This is a genomic window from Paenibacillus sp. CF384 (assembly GCF_900106745.1).
Lineage (GTDB): Bacteria > Bacillota > Bacilli > Paenibacillales > Paenibacillaceae > Paenibacillus_Z.
The window spans coordinates 19,504-34,167 of record NZ_FNNV01000003.1 but is presented as its reverse complement, the minus strand read 5'-3'; the positions used below and the strand labels follow the sequence as shown (position 1 = coordinate 34,167).

Annotated in this window: 22 protein-coding genes; 1 reads left to right on the top strand and 21 read right to left on the bottom strand. The window is 49.3% G+C overall.

Going from position 1 to position 14,664, the window contains the following annotated elements; translation table 11 throughout:
• Nucleotides 1–38 precede the first annotated feature (38 nt).
• The 14 genes from hisA to BLW29_RS07590 form a co-directional block, all read right to left on the bottom strand.
• Nucleotides 39–800 (bottom strand): phosphoribosylformimino-5-aminoimidazole carboxamide ribotide isomerase, encoded by a 762-nt coding sequence (hisA, locus tag BLW29_RS07655; protein WP_090977910.1) that lies wholly within the window; start codon nt 798–800, stop codon nt 39–41.
• An 84-nt stretch (nt 801–884) separates the two neighbouring features.
• Nucleotides 885–1,328: a VanZ family protein gene (locus BLW29_RS07650; RefSeq protein WP_090977908.1), complete on the bottom strand. Its 444-nt coding sequence runs from the start codon at nt 1,326–1,328 to the stop codon at nt 885–887.
• Nucleotides 1,318–1,893 (bottom strand): hypothetical protein, encoded by a 576-nt coding sequence (locus tag BLW29_RS07645; RefSeq protein ID WP_090977906.1) that lies wholly within the window; start codon nt 1,891–1,893, stop codon nt 1,318–1,320. Before BLW29_RS07645 ends, BLW29_RS07650 begins: the two co-directional genes overlap by 11 nt.
• A gap of 39 nt (nt 1,894–1,932) precedes the next feature.
• Complete coding sequence (locus BLW29_RS07640) at nt 1,933–2,430, bottom strand: GNAT family N-acetyltransferase (RefSeq protein ID WP_177186530.1); 498 nt, start codon at nt 2,428–2,430, stop codon at nt 1,933–1,935.
• Between the two features lie 98 nt (nt 2,431–2,528).
• Nucleotides 2,529–3,008 carry a TcaA NTF2-like domain-containing protein gene (locus tag BLW29_RS07635; RefSeq protein WP_090977899.1) on the bottom strand — a complete coding sequence of 160 codons (480 nt, stop codon included), beginning with the start codon at nt 3,006–3,008 and terminating at the stop codon, nt 2,529–2,531.
• A 42-nt stretch (nt 3,009–3,050) separates the two neighbouring features.
• The gene (locus BLW29_RS07630) at nt 3,051–3,512 is read right to left on the bottom strand and encodes a GNAT family N-acetyltransferase (protein WP_177186529.1); all 462 of its coding nucleotides are present in this window, start codon (nt 3,510–3,512) and stop codon (nt 3,051–3,053) included.
• Nucleotides 3,513–3,631: 119 nt separating this feature from the next.
• Nucleotides 3,632–4,204, bottom strand: a complete 573-nt coding sequence (locus tag BLW29_RS07625; RefSeq protein ID WP_090977895.1) for a GNAT family N-acetyltransferase — start codon at nt 4,202–4,204, stop codon at nt 3,632–3,634.
• 54 nt (nt 4,205–4,258) lie between these two features.
• Nucleotides 4,259–4,870, bottom strand: a complete 612-nt coding sequence (locus BLW29_RS07620) for a LysE family translocator (RefSeq protein ID WP_090977892.1) — start codon at nt 4,868–4,870, stop codon at nt 4,259–4,261.
• Nucleotides 4,871–4,969: 99 nt separating this feature from the next.
• Entirely contained in the window at nt 4,970–5,587 is a 618-nt protein-coding gene (locus tag BLW29_RS07615) for a nucleotidyltransferase family protein (protein WP_090977890.1), read from the bottom strand.
• A complete protein-coding gene (locus BLW29_RS07610; RefSeq protein ID WP_090977888.1) occupies nt 5,577–6,140 on the bottom strand; it encodes a pyridoxamine 5'-phosphate oxidase family protein in 564 nt (187 codons plus the stop codon). Before BLW29_RS07610 ends, BLW29_RS07615 begins: the two co-directional genes overlap by 11 nt.
• Before the next feature lie 200 nt (nt 6,141–6,340).
• Nucleotides 6,341–6,757, bottom strand: coding sequence for a GNAT family N-acetyltransferase (locus tag BLW29_RS07605; protein WP_090977886.1), 417 nt, complete (start codon nt 6,755–6,757; stop codon nt 6,341–6,343).
• Between the two features lie 6 nt (nt 6,758–6,763).
• Nucleotides 6,764–7,498, bottom strand: a complete 735-nt coding sequence (locus BLW29_RS07600; RefSeq protein WP_177186528.1) for an alpha/beta fold hydrolase — start codon at nt 7,496–7,498, stop codon at nt 6,764–6,766.
• 5 nt (nt 7,499–7,503) lie between these two features.
• The gene (locus BLW29_RS07595) at nt 7,504–7,965 is read right to left on the bottom strand and encodes an SRPBCC family protein (protein ID WP_090977883.1); all 462 of its coding nucleotides are present in this window, start codon (nt 7,963–7,965) and stop codon (nt 7,504–7,506) included.
• A gap of 36 nt (nt 7,966–8,001) precedes the next feature.
• Nucleotides 8,002–8,526, bottom strand: a complete 525-nt coding sequence (locus tag BLW29_RS07590) for a GNAT family N-acetyltransferase (protein ID WP_256208437.1) — start codon at nt 8,524–8,526, stop codon at nt 8,002–8,004.
• A gap of 313 nt (nt 8,527–8,839) precedes the next feature.
• Between BLW29_RS07590 and BLW29_RS07585 the strand changes: the two genes are divergently transcribed.
• The gene (locus BLW29_RS07585) at nt 8,840–8,932 is read left to right on the top strand and encodes a sporulation protein YjcZ (protein ID WP_090977881.1); all 93 of its coding nucleotides are present in this window, start codon (nt 8,840–8,842) and stop codon (nt 8,930–8,932) included.
• Nucleotides 8,933–9,007: 75 nt separating this feature from the next.
• Here BLW29_RS07585 and BLW29_RS07580 read toward each other — a convergent pair whose 3' ends face one another.
• The 7 genes from BLW29_RS07580 to BLW29_RS07550 form a co-directional block, all read right to left on the bottom strand.
• Nucleotides 9,008–9,808, bottom strand: a complete 801-nt coding sequence (locus tag BLW29_RS07580; RefSeq protein ID WP_177186527.1) for a Cof-type HAD-IIB family hydrolase — start codon at nt 9,806–9,808, stop codon at nt 9,008–9,010.
• A gap of 27 nt (nt 9,809–9,835) precedes the next feature.
• Nucleotides 9,836–10,600, bottom strand: coding sequence for a pseudouridine synthase (locus tag BLW29_RS07575; protein ID WP_090977879.1), 765 nt, complete (start codon nt 10,598–10,600; stop codon nt 9,836–9,838).
• A gap of 138 nt (nt 10,601–10,738) precedes the next feature.
• A complete protein-coding gene (locus tag BLW29_RS07570) occupies nt 10,739–11,527 on the bottom strand; it encodes an ABC transporter permease (RefSeq protein ID WP_090977877.1) in 789 nt (262 codons plus the stop codon).
• Between the two features lie 7 nt (nt 11,528–11,534).
• The gene (locus BLW29_RS07565; protein WP_090977875.1) at nt 11,535–12,353 is read right to left on the bottom strand and encodes an ABC transporter permease; all 819 of its coding nucleotides are present in this window, start codon (nt 12,351–12,353) and stop codon (nt 11,535–11,537) included.
• Nucleotides 12,350–13,384, bottom strand: coding sequence for an ABC transporter ATP-binding protein (locus BLW29_RS07560; RefSeq protein WP_090977874.1), 1,035 nt, complete (start codon nt 13,382–13,384; stop codon nt 12,350–12,352). Before BLW29_RS07560 ends, BLW29_RS07565 begins: the two co-directional genes overlap by 4 nt.
• 3 nt (nt 13,385–13,387) lie before the next feature.
• The gene (locus BLW29_RS07555; RefSeq protein WP_256208436.1) at nt 13,388–13,846 is read right to left on the bottom strand and encodes a DUF309 domain-containing protein; all 459 of its coding nucleotides are present in this window, start codon (nt 13,844–13,846) and stop codon (nt 13,388–13,390) included.
• Complete coding sequence (locus BLW29_RS07550; protein ID WP_090977872.1) at nt 13,847–14,650, bottom strand: GTP diphosphokinase; 804 nt, start codon at nt 14,648–14,650, stop codon at nt 13,847–13,849.
• Between the last annotated feature and the right edge of the window lie 14 nt (nt 14,651–14,664).

The window sequence follows — 14,664 nt, the reverse complement described above, 5'->3', positions numbered from 1 at the left end:
TTGATCACCTCTCCCTCATTTGTAACAATATACCTCTATTACGAGTGATTCCCGCAGAAGGTTACAACTTCATCGTAGGACAAGTTGCCGCCAAAAATATCAAGCGCACTGCCGATCGTGATATCAAGCTTGCCAGAAGTAAGCGAACGGAACAGCTCCAAATCCTCAAAGGACCGGGCTCCGCCGGCATACGTCGTAGGAATCGTCACCCAGTTGCCAAGCTGCTGCGCCAAGTCTGCCAAGATACCTGTACGTTTACCTTCAACGTCCACCGCATGGACTAGGTATTCGTCGCAATACTGGGCAAGCTCGCGAAGATGCGATTCATTGACGCGGAATTCGCTGAACGTCTTCCACTGATTGGTTACGACAAACCATTCGTCATCCCGCTTCTTGCAGCTTAAATCGATCACCAGCCGCTCTTTGCCTACTTCGGAGACGATGCGCTGTAAATTGTTCATATCGAGCTCCCCGTCTCGGAATATATACGAGGTCACGATGACGTGAGTAGCTCCTGCTTCTAAGTATTGAGCTGCATTCTCAGCATGAATGCCTCCACCGATCTGTAATCCCCCTGGATAAGCGCGCAATGCGGATAAAGCCGCTTCCTCGTTACCGCCGCCAAGCATAATGACATGACCGCCGGTCAGCTTATCACGTTTAAACATCGCTGCATAATAGTCCGATTCATGCTCGGATACAAAGTTCTCGACAACCTGCTTATTGCTCGCTCCCAGTGTTTCTCCGACGATTTGTTTTACTTTTCCATGATGCAAATCAATACAAGGTCTGAATTTCATGACTGTCCTCTTCCTCTCTCTCTACTACTCGATTGGCACTGCTAATAGCACACTCAGCTCAGCTAAGGAATGCTTTATACACCGCTAACTCACCCGCCTGCGAATTATGCTGTAGATTCCCGCCCCGACAAGCACCCCTATCGTATTTAATAGAATATCGTCAATGTCGTAGCTTCCTCGATGAAGAAGCAGCTGAAGCAGCTCGAGGACGAACAGTACTCCGATGCTAAGCAGCGTTAACCGTAACATTTGAACACGAAACAGATACGGAATCGAAAGGCCGAATGGTACGAATACCGCCACATTGCCTACGATATTAACGAGCCAGTGCGTAGGCGTAAAGCTGTCTGCATGATCGAAATACAGTCTTATTGTACGCATCGGAACAAGATTGTAGCGATAGCCGGTCCACTGCGTTCCCGAGCGGCCAAAGCCGATAAACATCCAATACAAGAGCAGCAATAAATAGAGTATAGTTATAAGGCCGATTAGCTTCTTCACCGTCAAATCCGTCCTATTAATCGACATCGACTATTTTCCAACCGGCATTATTCACATTCGAAAGAGAATAGGCATCCACTTCATCATTCGCTTTAAATGCATTGATGCCCAATATGCGATTCGATATGCCCGGTTTTGTATAAGTCGTTTCTCCCTGATAAGTAAACTTAGCATACGAGAGCTCCGGTCTTGAAAGGATGGCATCGATAAACCACCCGGTTCTCTCACTATCAACAAAATAGTCCCTCCATACTTTGGCAGAAGCGTCTGGCTTTAATTGAACCGTATGTAAGTAACGAAACAGAAACGCAACGACATCAGCGGGAATTTCCTGATCAATACGGGCATAATGCTTACCCTCTTCGGCAAGCTGCTCCTTCTCCGTCGTTAACGCGGCCGCTTTTTCTTGCGAATCCTTCAGCTCGGCGACGAGCTTGTTGTTTGATTCCTGCAATTCCGTTAGCTGCATCTGCTGTGAAACCAACTGCTGCTCCAGTTGTTCCGACTTGTCGTTGCAGCCGGCGACGGCTAGAATACTGACGGCCGTGATCACTGTTATGCCTGCGATGCTCATTCGATTGCCAAGTAGCATACAACATCCCGCCTAAATCTATCATTTTCAAGACACGAGTTATCTCAATATCTTCTGAAAAGACGCCAAGTCGAGCCAGCGTTCGAATTTGTATGCAATTTCTTTATAACACGCGACTTGCTCGTAGCCTAGCTTCTTAAACAACGCGATACTGCTGTCATTCTCGGTACAGATCAACGCCACCAAGGAATGGAATTTCAATTCCCTCGCTACACCTTCGATAAACACCATGGCTTCTCGACCAATCCCTTTACCGGTAAACGCCGGATCAAGATAGATGGTTACATCCGCCGTTACATGAAAAGCAGGTCGTTTCTTATGCTGCGTTAACAGTGCGTAACCCGCATATTGACCATCCAGCTTTATGATATAGGAACGGTAAATGTCAGCCGTCGGCTCAATCAACTGTTTCATCTGCTCCGAAGAGTAGGGATGCATATCGAACGAGACCGTTGTATGCTCTACAAAATAATTGTACGTCAGGCGCACTTGTTCCAAATATTGGTCTGTATACTTCTCAAACGCTAGTTCTCTCATGATAGTTGCACCTCGTAGGTTCATTCGTATTTAGTTGCAAGGAAGGCAGGCATACCGCTCGGTTGGAGCCGTCGCCTGCCCGCCTAATGAATGGCACTCTATTCCCATCGTTCAATACTGTATACCTTGTACGACTTATTGCTCGTGTTCTCGGTGACCGTGTAGATCCAATTGTACTCATTTACTGAGGAGCGGCCATCCGCATAATAAATGCCTATTTTCTCGATAATATAAAACTTGTATTCACCGTTGATTTTCTGGATATTCCTAATTTGATAGCGAATGAGCTTTTCTTTAATATTCTTATCGCTTAGTCGTCTTACCAGGCTTTCTTGCTGCTTATAGAGGGGGCCCGTCGGGTCCAGCAACCCTTCCACCAAAGAAAACCGTTTCTTATTGATCGCTTCGACCATCGATTCCTCATAGGCGTTCATGACGCGATTGGCGCCGGTCTCTTGATAGTCGATTGGTTCTCCGGTTACCGGGCCTTGATCATTATCAGGTTCGTCTTTGGCTGTACAGGCACTAAGCAGCAGAAGAAAGCTTAGCAGCAAGCAAAGCGTCGCCGTTCTGTACATGTCATGTGTGCTCCCGTCTTCTAATTTTCTTGGTTATCCATCTCAATCGACGGTTCGTTCATAAATCATGATGTCTTTGCCATCAGGCAGCACTGCAGGCTTGACTGGTATGCAGCCATTACGCTGCCAGAAAGCATGCGCCGCCGCATTCGAAGCCAATACACCCAGCCTGTGGGAAGTCACGCCGCGTTCACGCATAATGGTATCGAATAGTGCCAGTGCTGCATTCCCATAACCGCGGCCATGGTATGCCCCATGAATAACTAGCAGGCCGATCCACGTACAGGAATCATTAGGGTTGTGCATGAGAAACTCGAGAATGCCAATATCGTTACCTTGCTCGCGTATAATATATCGCTCAGCACCGGCATGTTCGGCATCTTTCAACTCAGCAGCAATGTCTTGGGCCGTCAGCTGTTCTTTATCTTTGGAAATGACATTAAAATACGGATTCGAGTTCAGAATCGCAAGCTCACTTGCTATATGTTCATGCATTGATTTCATCAGTGAGAGCATTTCTACGATACCTTCGCTTTCTATATATCGGGCTAAGACATGCAATCTATTTTACCATGAAATCCGCTGCAACAGGAATGCCTATAAGATGCATGCTCGCACAACCGTTATTGCTCCTCCCAGTAAGGATTAAGCAGCACCATGTGGATATGGTCCTCCCATTCCCCGTTTATACGGAGGTAATCCTTCGCCAGCCCTTCATGCTTGAAACCAAGCTGTTCAACTACTTTGAGAGAAGCGGCATTGCGCGGCATAATATTCGCCTCGATGCGGTGCAAATTCAGCTCTTCCCATGCATACGAAATCGTATGGGCCAGCGCTTCTTTCATATAGCCCTTGCTGCGTTCCGCAATGTCCGTCCGATACCCCAGGTGACAGGATTGGAATGCCCCTCTGACGATATTGTTCAGCGTGACGGTCCCGATGAGATCCCCTTGCGGCTGATCATTTTTGCATATCCAGAACTTTACGCTTTGCCCGCTGTGAATGCTCTGGATGTCGCTTTGCACAAGTTGCTGCTGATAGTCCATTGTATAGTATTCGTCGCTTCTGACTGGTTCCCAAGGGATAAGCGCTTCTTTATTCCGCAGGACAAAATCATAGACCTTCGTTATGTCGGAATCGTCAATCATCCGCAGCGTAAGGTGTTTCGTACGCAATGTTACATTTCGTTTGTCCATTGACCCATCTTCCTTCAAGTTTCTTGTTTCGCTTACATGGGGTGTGTCGTGATCTTACGACGAGAACACCTGATAAAGGGAATATACCCCGAATGCCAGTAGAATGAATGCAGAGATTCGATTAATCATACGCATCGCGCGAGCATTCAATGTTTGTCTGATCGCGCCGATAACCACACTTAAGAACAACCACCAAAGCATGGAGCCCGCAAACACCCCGAGTACAAGTGTTACGGAATCCGCTGTTGAAGACTGCATGATGTTAAGCCCTGCAAAAATACCAAGGAACGACAATATCGTCATTGGATTCGTAATCGTCAGCAAGAAGGTCGTGATGTAAGCAGCTGCAGCATTACGACTCATTCGCGGTTCCATGTTGGCATCCGCCGCACTTGCGCGGAAGGATTGATACCCCAAATAACAGAGAAATAACCCGCCGATTAATCGAATCCACATCTGCTGCGCGACTAATCCGCTAGTAATTGCATCGAATCCGAAAGCAGCAATCAATCCATAAATGCCATCGGCTGTCGCCGCTCCCAGACCTGCAACCGCACCATACAGGCGTCCTTGATTAATCGTTCTCTTCATGCATAAGATGCCGATGGGTCCGACCGGTGCCGCAATCGATAATCCAATCATCATTCCTTTTACAACCATACTCATTTGATTAGACCCCTGTATCGATTCGGATGTATATTTATTTAAAGTTATTCTTATTGTAACCGAAAATCATATCTTCTGAGCATCGGATTCCCATTTATCTCAATCGAAGACGATTATCTTCGGCCATAGCGTGCGCCAAGCTTTCCGCTCAATGCGCTCCAAATAATAGGCATGATCTTCAAAATAGGGACTTCGCCTCACCTGCATCATGAATAAATCGGATAACCCATTCGGGCAGCAAAGCTCCAATTGACCGTGCTTATTCAACCGCGCCCCAACAGAAGTGACCGTTTCCGGCCAGCGCAAGAGCGCATCTTCTGTAGAGAGATAGGGAACACTGTCATTGCGAATATGCATTCTGGCTTGGTTCTTGACCGACCATTTCGCGTTACCGGTGCTGCTTACTAATTGGCGCTCAATTTCGCGATCCTTCTCTTCACCCAGATCCGCTGGATCAAAGTAGACGACATCAATATCGTCATGTGTCGCCCGATACGGATATTCATGCAGATGATCCCAAACCAAATTACGTATATAACCTGCGGCAATGTAACTTTGGGGAAGCTCTAAGCTCGAAACGAGCCGAAGATCGCGCATCAAAGATTCGTTCCCGCGCAAAATCAGCTTCAATTGTTCCGCGAATGCAGCCTCATCAAGCAGCCTGAATTCTTCTTTTTGCTGACTTTCGCTTGGAGTATTCCTGTTATCACTCGTCATCTGCGGATAATTCCACCCCTATCGGTGTCATATAGCCGTCCATGCTGGTACTGTTCTTGTTGGCGCGATATTGCACCAACTTCTCCTCACCTTGATTAACCGCCCATTTGAGAAGCAAATCACGTTCACCTTCATAGGAGTAATATGGAATGCTGAAGCCGCATGATGTTTTCACAATGTCGATGTCGGCCACGATAATTTGCCTATAGCCCGGATAGAGCTGGAACGGCGCTGCAGTCTCCTCCCACTCCGGCGAGCTTGGCAGAACAACACGTCCCGTGCCGTATAACCTAAGAATAAGCGGCTTCCCTTCAAAAGCGACGAACATAAAGGTAATTCGGCCGGTAGCCGTCAGATGCGCACTTGTCTCGTTCCCGCTTCCGGTTAAATCCAAATAGGCTACTTGATTAGGCGACAGAATGCGAAAGGCATCGTGACCTTTGGGCGATAGATTCACATGCCCCTCAGTTGCGGCTGTACCGACAAAGAACATTTTCTGATTCGCGATAAACTCGGCATGCTCGGAAAGAATGGATGAATAAGCTGTACCCATAGAATCACCTCTATTAATTATGGTCCTCTTGCTCTTGCTTTCTCCTTGCTCGCAGATCCCGTTTCAAGGCTTCTATTCCCGGGTCACGTTTTGGACGTCTCGGCAATTTGTTGTTGATTTCAATTAACAAGATCACAATGAATAGGAGTAAAATCACTATAATAACGTTCATATTACCGCCTCCATAACCCTCACCGTCGTTAGAGCTCCTTCACAAAGAAGAGCTCGCCCACGCCGCCATCATTGATGCCGCTCAGAATGCCGCATTCCGTAAAACCCATTTTGCGATGCCACATCTGCGGTGCGGGTTCATCGGCTTGCGAAGAGCTGTAAAGTTTGGCCGCTCCCTGCTGCTTGAGATGGGCTTGCGCGAATTGGAGCATTTGCATGCCGATTCCATTGCCGCGCAGCTCCTCTTTGACTCTAATTAAACCGATATAGGGAAACTGTGACCATAGATGCTCCAGCTTCATGTAGCCTACACATCCATCCAGCTGATCTGCCATAATAATATCCTTGTGATCGAGCTTCCATGACAGGATATGCTCTGGCGTATGGCGATCCCAGCCCACGGCAGCCTCTAAGTCACCACGGTTACCGAATCTTATCGTAAGCATCCTATTTTACCCCTTTACTGCATCTTGTGCATCCACAAAAACACGAATCGCCTCGAAACAACCATTCCTCTCGGTCCCCATAAGATCATGGCCGGAGCGATGAAATTCCTCGACTGTAAGATGCTGAAACTTGTTATGATAGCGCTGCAAATCTGAATCGTTAATGAGCGATCCTTCTAATTTTCCACGCAGAATGAGTGCCGGCAATGCAGATGAAGAGTCGAGGGAGACATACTTGGATTCCCGCTGAATGCCCCACACAGCATCTGTCCGTATATTCGACGTTCGCTGAAACGGAATCAAATAATCGTTGATGTATTCATCCGCCCAACCGCTTGGCATTTGTCGATGCTCCGGCGGGTAATCGCCTAATAGCAGGGAGAGAATTTGGCGTTCATTGTGAGCTTCAGCGAAGCCAAGCGCATAAGAGACACCTCTTGAATGTCCAAATAGATGGAATTGCTTTAGTTGAATCGTTCGAATCACTGCTTCGATATCACTCACATGCTCATCTAAATCATAGCCGCCTTCAGACGTGTCGCTATTCCCCCTCCCTCTGAACGAGAGGACAACGCATCGTCTGGGCAGCAGAAATTCGAGTACATCTACATATTCTTCTGCCGTTTCCGATAAACCCGGGCAAATGAGAAGGGGCACAGAATCCGGGTCTGCTTGGTTAATGGAATCAAAGTAATGAATGCGCACACCGTCGCTATCAGCAAATCCCGACGTGAATCTCATTCTGTTCACCCCTTGCGTTCTTCTGCAATGCATTTCACCTGAACATTCCGATCCTCCAGGAATCGCTGCATGTATCGTTTCAATACGAGTCGTTCCACGGCCCAGCCAAGCAGGCCAAGTGGAGCGGCAAAGGTTAATCGATCCACCATGCGTGTCTTTCCTTCTACAGTTTCAAACACATGCTCATGGCGCAAATACTTGAACGCGCCGCGCTGGGTCTCGTCCACGAAGAAATAGGGTGCTCGAAATTCCGTAATCTTCGATGTCAGCCGCTGTCTTACGAAGAAGTGGGTAGCTTCGAAGGTAACTGTCTCATTCAGCGAGATCGGACCGCTTGTCACGCCGGCTACTGCTTTCTCCTTCGTGTGCTTCCATACGGTACGGGTATGCACATCTATATCTCTGGCTAAGTCAAAACACACCTCAATAGGTGCGTCGATCAATACTTCCGTCTCTACTGTTACCACTGCGAAGTCACCTCGTTCATGATTAACGGACTGCTGCTAATTATCGAAGAAAGCAGCAGGGTATCTCAGTTCGCCACCTTGTAAAGCATGCAGTGCTCCATCGGTCAATTCTACTGCCATAAACACATCATCGGGCACTTCGATTTGCTTGAGTACAAGTCCGAAAGTACTTGCCGGCCGAAACCCGAAGCGCGGATAATATTCCGGATGTCCAATTAGAAGCACGCCTGGGAATCCAAGCTGACGGCTGCGCGTTAAGCCCTCTTCGATCAGTTTCTTACCAACACCTTGCTTCTGAAACGCAGGCAGCACCGCGATTGGCGCGAGCACGATGACTTCATGGTTCGTATCCCCGACAACAATGCTGGCTTTACTGAATAATGCATGGCCTATAATCCCCTGCGCAGATTCGGCAACTAGCGACAAGGAATCAATAAACGAATCCGACTGTCGAATTCCTTCCACAAGCTTCGCTTCATATTCCCTCTTGTCGAAGGCTTCTACATTCACCTGACGTACCACTTCATGATCGGCTGTCGTTTCTGTACGAATCGTTTTCAAATCGTTGGTTCACTCCCCATGATTAGTAACTAAATCTCGTCTTCCCATTCCCACTAATTACCTGATTTTCCTAGCATACTTGACCATTCCGCAAACGTCTATAGGCATTGTAACGCCTTCATCTGTCTCCGGTACGGCTGTCTTAAACCAAAGACATTCAACCTAAGGCTAATGCCCAATTGTGAGAGAACGCGGGCATCTGTCCAATCGCTGTGCCTTAGATTTCATACAATACTGTATACCGAGTGCCAAGAAAACCAACCACAAGTTGCAACATTTGGCAACGGAAATCACCTTTAAGGGAGGAAATTGCATGTCCGGTATGCACGGAGGCTTTACTTCTGCTGGCGTAATCCTGGTACTTTTCATACTGCTGGTCATCGTATCCCGCGGGTTTATGTACTAATCCTGTAGGAATATAGCCACAATTTGTTATGCAAAAACCGTCGAAGGGCTTAAAACCCCTCGACGGTTTTTCATGTTATACGAACGCATACGTTTGTAGTGCTGCGGCAACGCCATCTTCTTCGTTTGATAAAGTAACGACATCCGCCGCATCCTTCACACCATCGGGTGAATTGGCAACTGCAACGCCGAGACCCGCAAACTGCAGCATGCCCACATCGTTGTAATAGTTCCCGATCGCCATAACACGGCTTGGATCGACACCACGAACCTCGGCCAGCTTCCGCAGCGCCGTTCCTTTGCTCGCTTCTTTGTGCTGAACATCAATGAAATAGTCACCGCTGCGGATATGCTGCAGTCCATGCTCCCAGCCATTCCATTCCGCCTCAATGAGATCGAGATCTTCAATGCTGCCGAACAAGGTGAATTTAACAAGTCCATCCGGCAACGGTTCTTTCGGATCGCGCATGACGGGCTTCGCCTCATACTTTCGGTACATCTCCGCCGCCTCCGGGCTTATCCCTTCGACCAACATATCAAACGCCGTATTAATGTCAAAATGATGGCCGCCTTGCAAGCTATACTCGCGGAACCGAGCGACTTCAGACGCATCGATGCTATATTGATGCAGCACTTTGCGCTGGGCCGCGTCAATGGTTGCTGCACCGTTATGAGTAATCATCGTACCCGATAACCCAAGTGCATCCAATACAGGCAGCGCATTAGCCGGCCCCCTGCCTGTGCATAAGACGATTTCTGCGCCTCGCGCGTGAGCTTCTCTAACAGCCTCTCTCACGGCAGGTGTCAGTACATGATTGTCCGTTAACAGCGTTCCATCAACATCCAGTGCGATTATATCGTAGTTGATCTTTCCCATCCTGTTGTCAGCCTCTCTTTGTCTCTGTTATTCTTCTGATGCATCTGCCTTCTTATGAACGGATTGCAGCTGCAATAATTCTTCTTCTGTAAGCAGTCGATAGGAGCCAAGAGGCAATTCCGGATCGAGCTGCAGCGGTCCCATCGCATTGCGCCGAAGATAGACGACTTTCTTGCCGACGGCTTCGAACATCCGCTTGACCTGATGAAATTTCCCCTCATGAATCGTGAGCGTAATCCGGCTGTATACACCGTCTTCCTTCGTTTCCTTCTCGCCGATGACAAGCTCAGCCGGCATGGTCTCATAACCATCGTCAAGCGTCACGCCGGCAGCGAACGCCGCTTGATCACGCGCATCCACGTCCCCGTGTACTAGAGCTTCATATAGCTTCGGTACATGCTTCTTAGGCGATAACAGATCATGTGCCAGCTTCCCATCGTTTGTCAGCAGAAGCAATCCCTCTGTATCCTTATCAAGCCGTCCTACCGGAAAAGGCTGCAAAACCCGATCCTCGGGATCCAGCAAATCGATAACGGTACGGTCACGCGAATCCTCCGTCGCTGATACGACACCTTGCGGTTTATGCAGCATGACATAAATCGTCTCGCGATAGATGACTTCTTCATCGTCGAAACGAACTACCGCTTCCTCCGGGTCAACCTGCAAGCCAAAATCTTTCACCACCGCACCATCGACGGTCACTCTGCCAAGCTTCACAGCCCGTCTAATTTCACTGCGCGTTCCAAATCCCATATTAGCCAGCAGCTTATCCAGCCGCATCCGTTTCGCCATTCCATTACGCCTCCAACATGCTTTATCTTCACCCATTGTATAATAAAGCCGCTAGCTTGACCAATACCTGCCACATGGCTTCCGAATTATACAAATAAAGCCCCCGCCGGCAATCTGCCGCAAACGGGGACTTTACTTCTAGCTGCTGGCGCTCGTATAAGCCCGTAATGCCCGCTTCCATAACAAGCGAGCTGCCAGTAGAAACACCATGGATAGCAGCAGCGCGCCAATTGCGTGTGAGGCATCGAAACGACCGATCAACGCCTCAGCCGGAACCGTCGTCACGAGTCCGATTGGCATGACATACAAGAGTGCCAATCGAAGCGCGCCTTTATAAACGCTGACTGGGTAACGTGATGTTTCGAATAGAGAACCGAACAAGAACGCCAAATTATCGACCTTAACCGCCCAGAAGGACATCACCATCATGCCTGTCCAGAGTGCATAGATAATGACAAGAGACGCTATGAACAACACGCCAAACATCAGTACGCCGCCAATGCTGGGAAGACCCATCAACCGCCACACGGCGTAGCCGGTCAATCCAAGGCCTAAACCGATATCGGCGAAACGCCACAGCACGAGATGCCGGAAACTGACGAAGAATTGGCTGTCTACCGGCTTCAGCAAGACGAAGTCGAGCGTTCCTTGGCGAATATGTGCGACCAGCCGCGACATATTCGGCTGTAGAAACAGCTCCACGAAGCCATGCAGCGCATTGAATACGCCAAGCAGGGCAAGCACCTCGTCAAAGGACCAGCCGCCTAGCGAAGGCGAACGGTAGAAGAATAAAATGACCGTCAGAATCGACATCGCGAGCGAAAACAAGGTAGAGCCTAGGTTAGCCGCGAAATTTGCCCGATACTCAAATTCTTCAGCCAGGCACGCATGGAAGAACGTCCGAAACAATCGATAAGCTCGCCTCATGTCCCCATCATCCTCCCGACGCGCCGTATCGTTTAAGTCCTTGCCGCCACATGACACGGAACAAGAGCAGCAATGCGAGGAGCCAGCCTAGCTGCTGTGCAAATCCAACGATGATTTGCTGCGGCTCACCCTGTAATCGACCTGTAAGCAAATCGACCGGGAACGCTACCGTTACATAGAAAGGCAAGTATTTGGCCGCATAAGCAACCCAATCCGGAAACATCGACAGCGGTGCGATTCGGCCGGATAGAAACAGATGAACGCCTTCATATAAGGCGTAAACCGCCGTTGCTCGATTGCTCCAGAACGCGAGCAAGCCGAACATATAGCCGATCAGAAACCGTAATGCCGACGAAAGCGCAACGGCTAGCAGTACCAGACCGAACGTCCCAAGTCCAACTGTCGTGCGCATCGAAGGAACGAACAGGGAAAGAACAAGCCATGACGGGATCATGAGTGCTGCGAAAAATACTTTGTACACGAGATTCCCATTAATACTCCAATGAATCGGATGAAAAGGCCGAAGCAGCTTGCCTGAGAAGGTGCCTTGCCGGATATCATTATCCAGCTCGTAGACATCCCATGATCGCGTGAGACGGTCTACGACCAGCACCGCACAGAAATAGAGCACATAATCGGAGGCCCGGTACCCGGCAATGGAGCCGCTGCCGCTGAGCGATGTCCATACCGCCAGGCTAACCAGCGGCTGTACGAACGCACCGAACATCCAGATCAAACTCTCACTGCGATAGGCCATCATAATCGCCCAATCCGCCTTGAAGACGACCGCATACTTACGCCAGAACGCGCCCGCCGCAAGCATCATACGCCGATCTCCCTTGGCAGATCAGCCTGCTCCTGCTGCTGCGGGTCTTCTGTTTTGGCATAGGCCATCCCGATGACCGATTCCAGCGAAGGATCCTCGATCGTCAAGTCGACAACCGGCAGCGAGGTGAGCAGCTTAGCGGACAAGCCCGTAACATCCTCGCGAGGCGCTTCCACTTCGAGCTGCGGGTACGCATACGATACCAGTCTTCCACCTCCACTATGTACCGCCGCTTCGACGGTTTCTGCCGCAACCGGATCGCCTAATACAAGAGCGATCCGCTTAGAAGGCGAGAACCGATCGATGAGTTTGCTAATGGCGCCATCATAAAGCAGCTTGCCGTGGTTGATGACCAGCACCCGCTCGCATAGCGCAGAGACGTCCGCCATATAGTGGCTAGTCAGTAGAATCGTTGCTTTATATTCACGGTTGTACGAAGCGATGAACCTGCGCATCGCTTCCTGCATATTCACATCGAGACCGATCGTCGGCTCGTCGAGAAACACCAGATCAGGTCTGTGCAGCAGGGCAGCTACCAACTCGCATTTCATTCTCTCCCCGAGTGACAACTGCCTTACAGGTTTATCAATCACCGCAGATAGATCGAGCATTTCGGTAAAATAATCAATCCGCCGGCGGTAATCTGCAGGTGCAATGTCGTAGACTTCCTTGTGAATCAGAAAGGTCTCAGAAGCCGGAATGTCCCAGATCAGCTGACTTTTCTGTCCCATCACGAGGCTCACCCGTTTCTTGAACGCATTCTGCTGCTGAAACGGAATAAAGCCGCCTACTTTGATCTGACCCGATGTCGGATGCAGAAGACCTGTTAGCAGCTTCATTGTCGTTGTTTTGCCCGCCCCGTTCGGCCCAAGAAAACCAACGATTTGTCCCTCCGGGATATGAAAATCGATTCCGTCAACCGCACGCACCTCACGATATTCCCTATGCCACAAGCTTCGAAGTGATGCGGCTAAGCCGGGCTGCCTGACGTGAACGCGGTACACCTTCGTTAACCCCTGAACATCAATCATTCGTTAATCCTCTCCATGAAGGCGATTTTCGATCGGAATTTCCGCAAGCGCTTTCGTAAGTTCACGCAGTTGATCATCGAGCACAACAAGGCGGAAAGGAGCAAAAGCAGGCGGTGCCTCGCCTGAAGACGCGGCCCCTCGCTCCTGCCACGTACGAAGCGGTGCCAAGCAGTGTTCGATATCAGCCCGAAGTTGTTTCAAGTCTAGTCCCATCAGCTCGTCCGGATAATGGACAAGCTTGTTCTCCGCCTGCGTGAACAGTTTTATCGCCCCGGAGAAATTGTCATTGCGGAAGTGATGAAGACCAACTGCTGCCTGCAGAAGTCCTTGATAGAGGACATTGCGGCCCTCCTCGAGCCACAGTTCCTCCATCACTTCATGACATTCAAAATAATCCTCGTCTACATTAAACAACACGACAAAGTGTACGAACCGCTCATCATACGTTGGTTCCAATCCCACTTAGTTCGCGCCGCCTTTCTTCGCCCGATTGATCGCTGTACGAATTTCATCAGACAGCATCCGGATACCATAGGCGTCTTCCTGCTCCCATAGCTCGTTAAACCGCAGCTGGAACTGAACGGCTTCACGAACACGATGGAAGAAATAGAGCTCCTGTATGTCGCTAAGCACGCTTGATACCATATTCGATTTCTCTTCAAACTCCCGCTGGGCGTTAAGAATTTCTTTGTGAATGCTCGACATTTCCGTATCCAGCACGGATGCCGCTTCAGCAGCTTTCTTCAGACGATCGCGCACTTCATCCGGCAAGCTCTCTTTATATTTATAATTGAGCGAGTGTTCAATCGTCGCCCAGAAATTCATAGCCAGCGTCCGTATTTGAATCTCAGCGAGTACATGCTTGAGCCCGATCGCCGTTTGAACCGGGTACTCCACAATCATATGGTAGCTTCGATAACCGCTGTCTTTGAAATTCGTAACATAATCCTTCTCATAGACAAGCTTCAAATCTTTGCGCAACCGAATAAATGACGCTACACGATGAATATCATCGACGAATTGGCACATAATGCGGATGCCCGCTATATCTTCAATACCCGTATCGATATTCTCCATTGGCACCGACAACCGCTTCGCTTTCTCCAATATACTGGAGATTCGTTTAACCCGACCGGTTACAAACTCAATCGGCGAATAAGCTTCCCTGTTCTTCAGTTCGGTGCGAAGCGTCTTCAGCTTCACCTTTAATTCTTCTACCGCTTGCTCGTAAGGCTGCAAAAAAAGTCCCCAGTCTCTACCGTCCATCCGGCCGCCTCCTG

What these genes read in the sequence shown, in the direction of transcription:
- hisA (WP_090977910.1), bottom strand. Translation starts at nt 800, where the DNA reads ATGAAATTCAGACCTTGTATTGATTTGCATCATGGAAAAGTAAAACAA.
- BLW29_RS07650 (WP_090977908.1), bottom strand. Translation starts at nt 1,328, where the DNA reads ATGTCGATTAATAGGACGGATTTGACGGTGAAGAAGCTAATCGGCCTT.
- BLW29_RS07645 (WP_090977906.1), bottom strand. Translation starts at nt 1,893, where the DNA reads ATGCTACTTGGCAATCGAATGAGCATCGCAGGCATAACAGTGATCACG.
- BLW29_RS07640 (WP_177186530.1), bottom strand. Translation starts at nt 2,430, where the DNA reads ATGAGAGAACTAGCGTTTGAGAAGTATACAGACCAATATTTGGAACAA.
- BLW29_RS07635 (WP_090977899.1), bottom strand. Translation starts at nt 3,008, where the DNA reads ATGTACAGAACGGCGACGCTTTGCTTGCTGCTAAGCTTTCTTCTGCTG.
- BLW29_RS07630 (WP_177186529.1), bottom strand. Translation starts at nt 3,512, where the DNA reads ATGAAATCAATGCATGAACATATAGCAAGTGAGCTTGCGATTCTGAAC.
- BLW29_RS07625 (WP_090977895.1), bottom strand. Translation starts at nt 4,204, where the DNA reads ATGGACAAACGAAATGTAACATTGCGTACGAAACACCTTACGCTGCGG.
- BLW29_RS07620 (WP_090977892.1), bottom strand. Translation starts at nt 4,870, where the DNA reads ATGAGTATGGTTGTAAAAGGAATGATGATTGGATTATCGATTGCGGCA.
- BLW29_RS07615 (WP_090977890.1), bottom strand. Translation starts at nt 5,587, where the DNA reads ATGACGAGTGATAACAGGAATACTCCAAGCGAAAGTCAGCAAAAAGAA.
- BLW29_RS07610 (WP_090977888.1), bottom strand. Translation starts at nt 6,140, where the DNA reads ATGGGTACAGCTTATTCATCCATTCTTTCCGAGCATGCCGAGTTTATC.
- BLW29_RS07605 (WP_090977886.1), bottom strand. Translation starts at nt 6,757, where the DNA reads ATGCTTACGATAAGATTCGGTAACCGTGGTGACTTAGAGGCTGCCGTG.
- BLW29_RS07600 (WP_177186528.1), bottom strand. Translation starts at nt 7,498, where the DNA reads ATGAGATTCACGTCGGGATTTGCTGATAGCGACGGTGTGCGCATTCAT.
- BLW29_RS07585 (WP_090977881.1), top strand. Translation starts at nt 8,840, where the DNA reads ATGTCCGGTATGCACGGAGGCTTTACTTCTGCTGGCGTAATCCTGGTA.
- BLW29_RS07580 (WP_177186527.1), bottom strand. Translation starts at nt 9,808, where the DNA reads ATGGGAAAGATCAACTACGATATAATCGCACTGGATGTTGATGGAACG.
- BLW29_RS07575 (WP_090977879.1), bottom strand. Translation starts at nt 10,600, where the DNA reads ATGGCGAAACGGATGCGGCTGGATAAGCTGCTGGCTAATATGGGATTT.
- BLW29_RS07570 (WP_090977877.1), bottom strand. Translation starts at nt 11,527, where the DNA reads ATGAGGCGAGCTTATCGATTGTTTCGGACGTTCTTCCATGCGTGCCTG.
- BLW29_RS07565 (WP_090977875.1), bottom strand. Translation starts at nt 12,353, where the DNA reads ATGATGCTTGCGGCGGGCGCGTTCTGGCGTAAGTATGCGGTCGTCTTC.
- BLW29_RS07560 (WP_090977874.1), bottom strand. Translation starts at nt 13,384, where the DNA reads ATGATTGATGTTCAGGGGTTAACGAAGGTGTACCGCGTTCACGTCAGG.
- BLW29_RS07550 (WP_090977872.1), bottom strand. Translation starts at nt 14,650, where the DNA reads ATGGACGGTAGAGACTGGGGACTTTTTTTGCAGCCTTACGAGCAAGCG.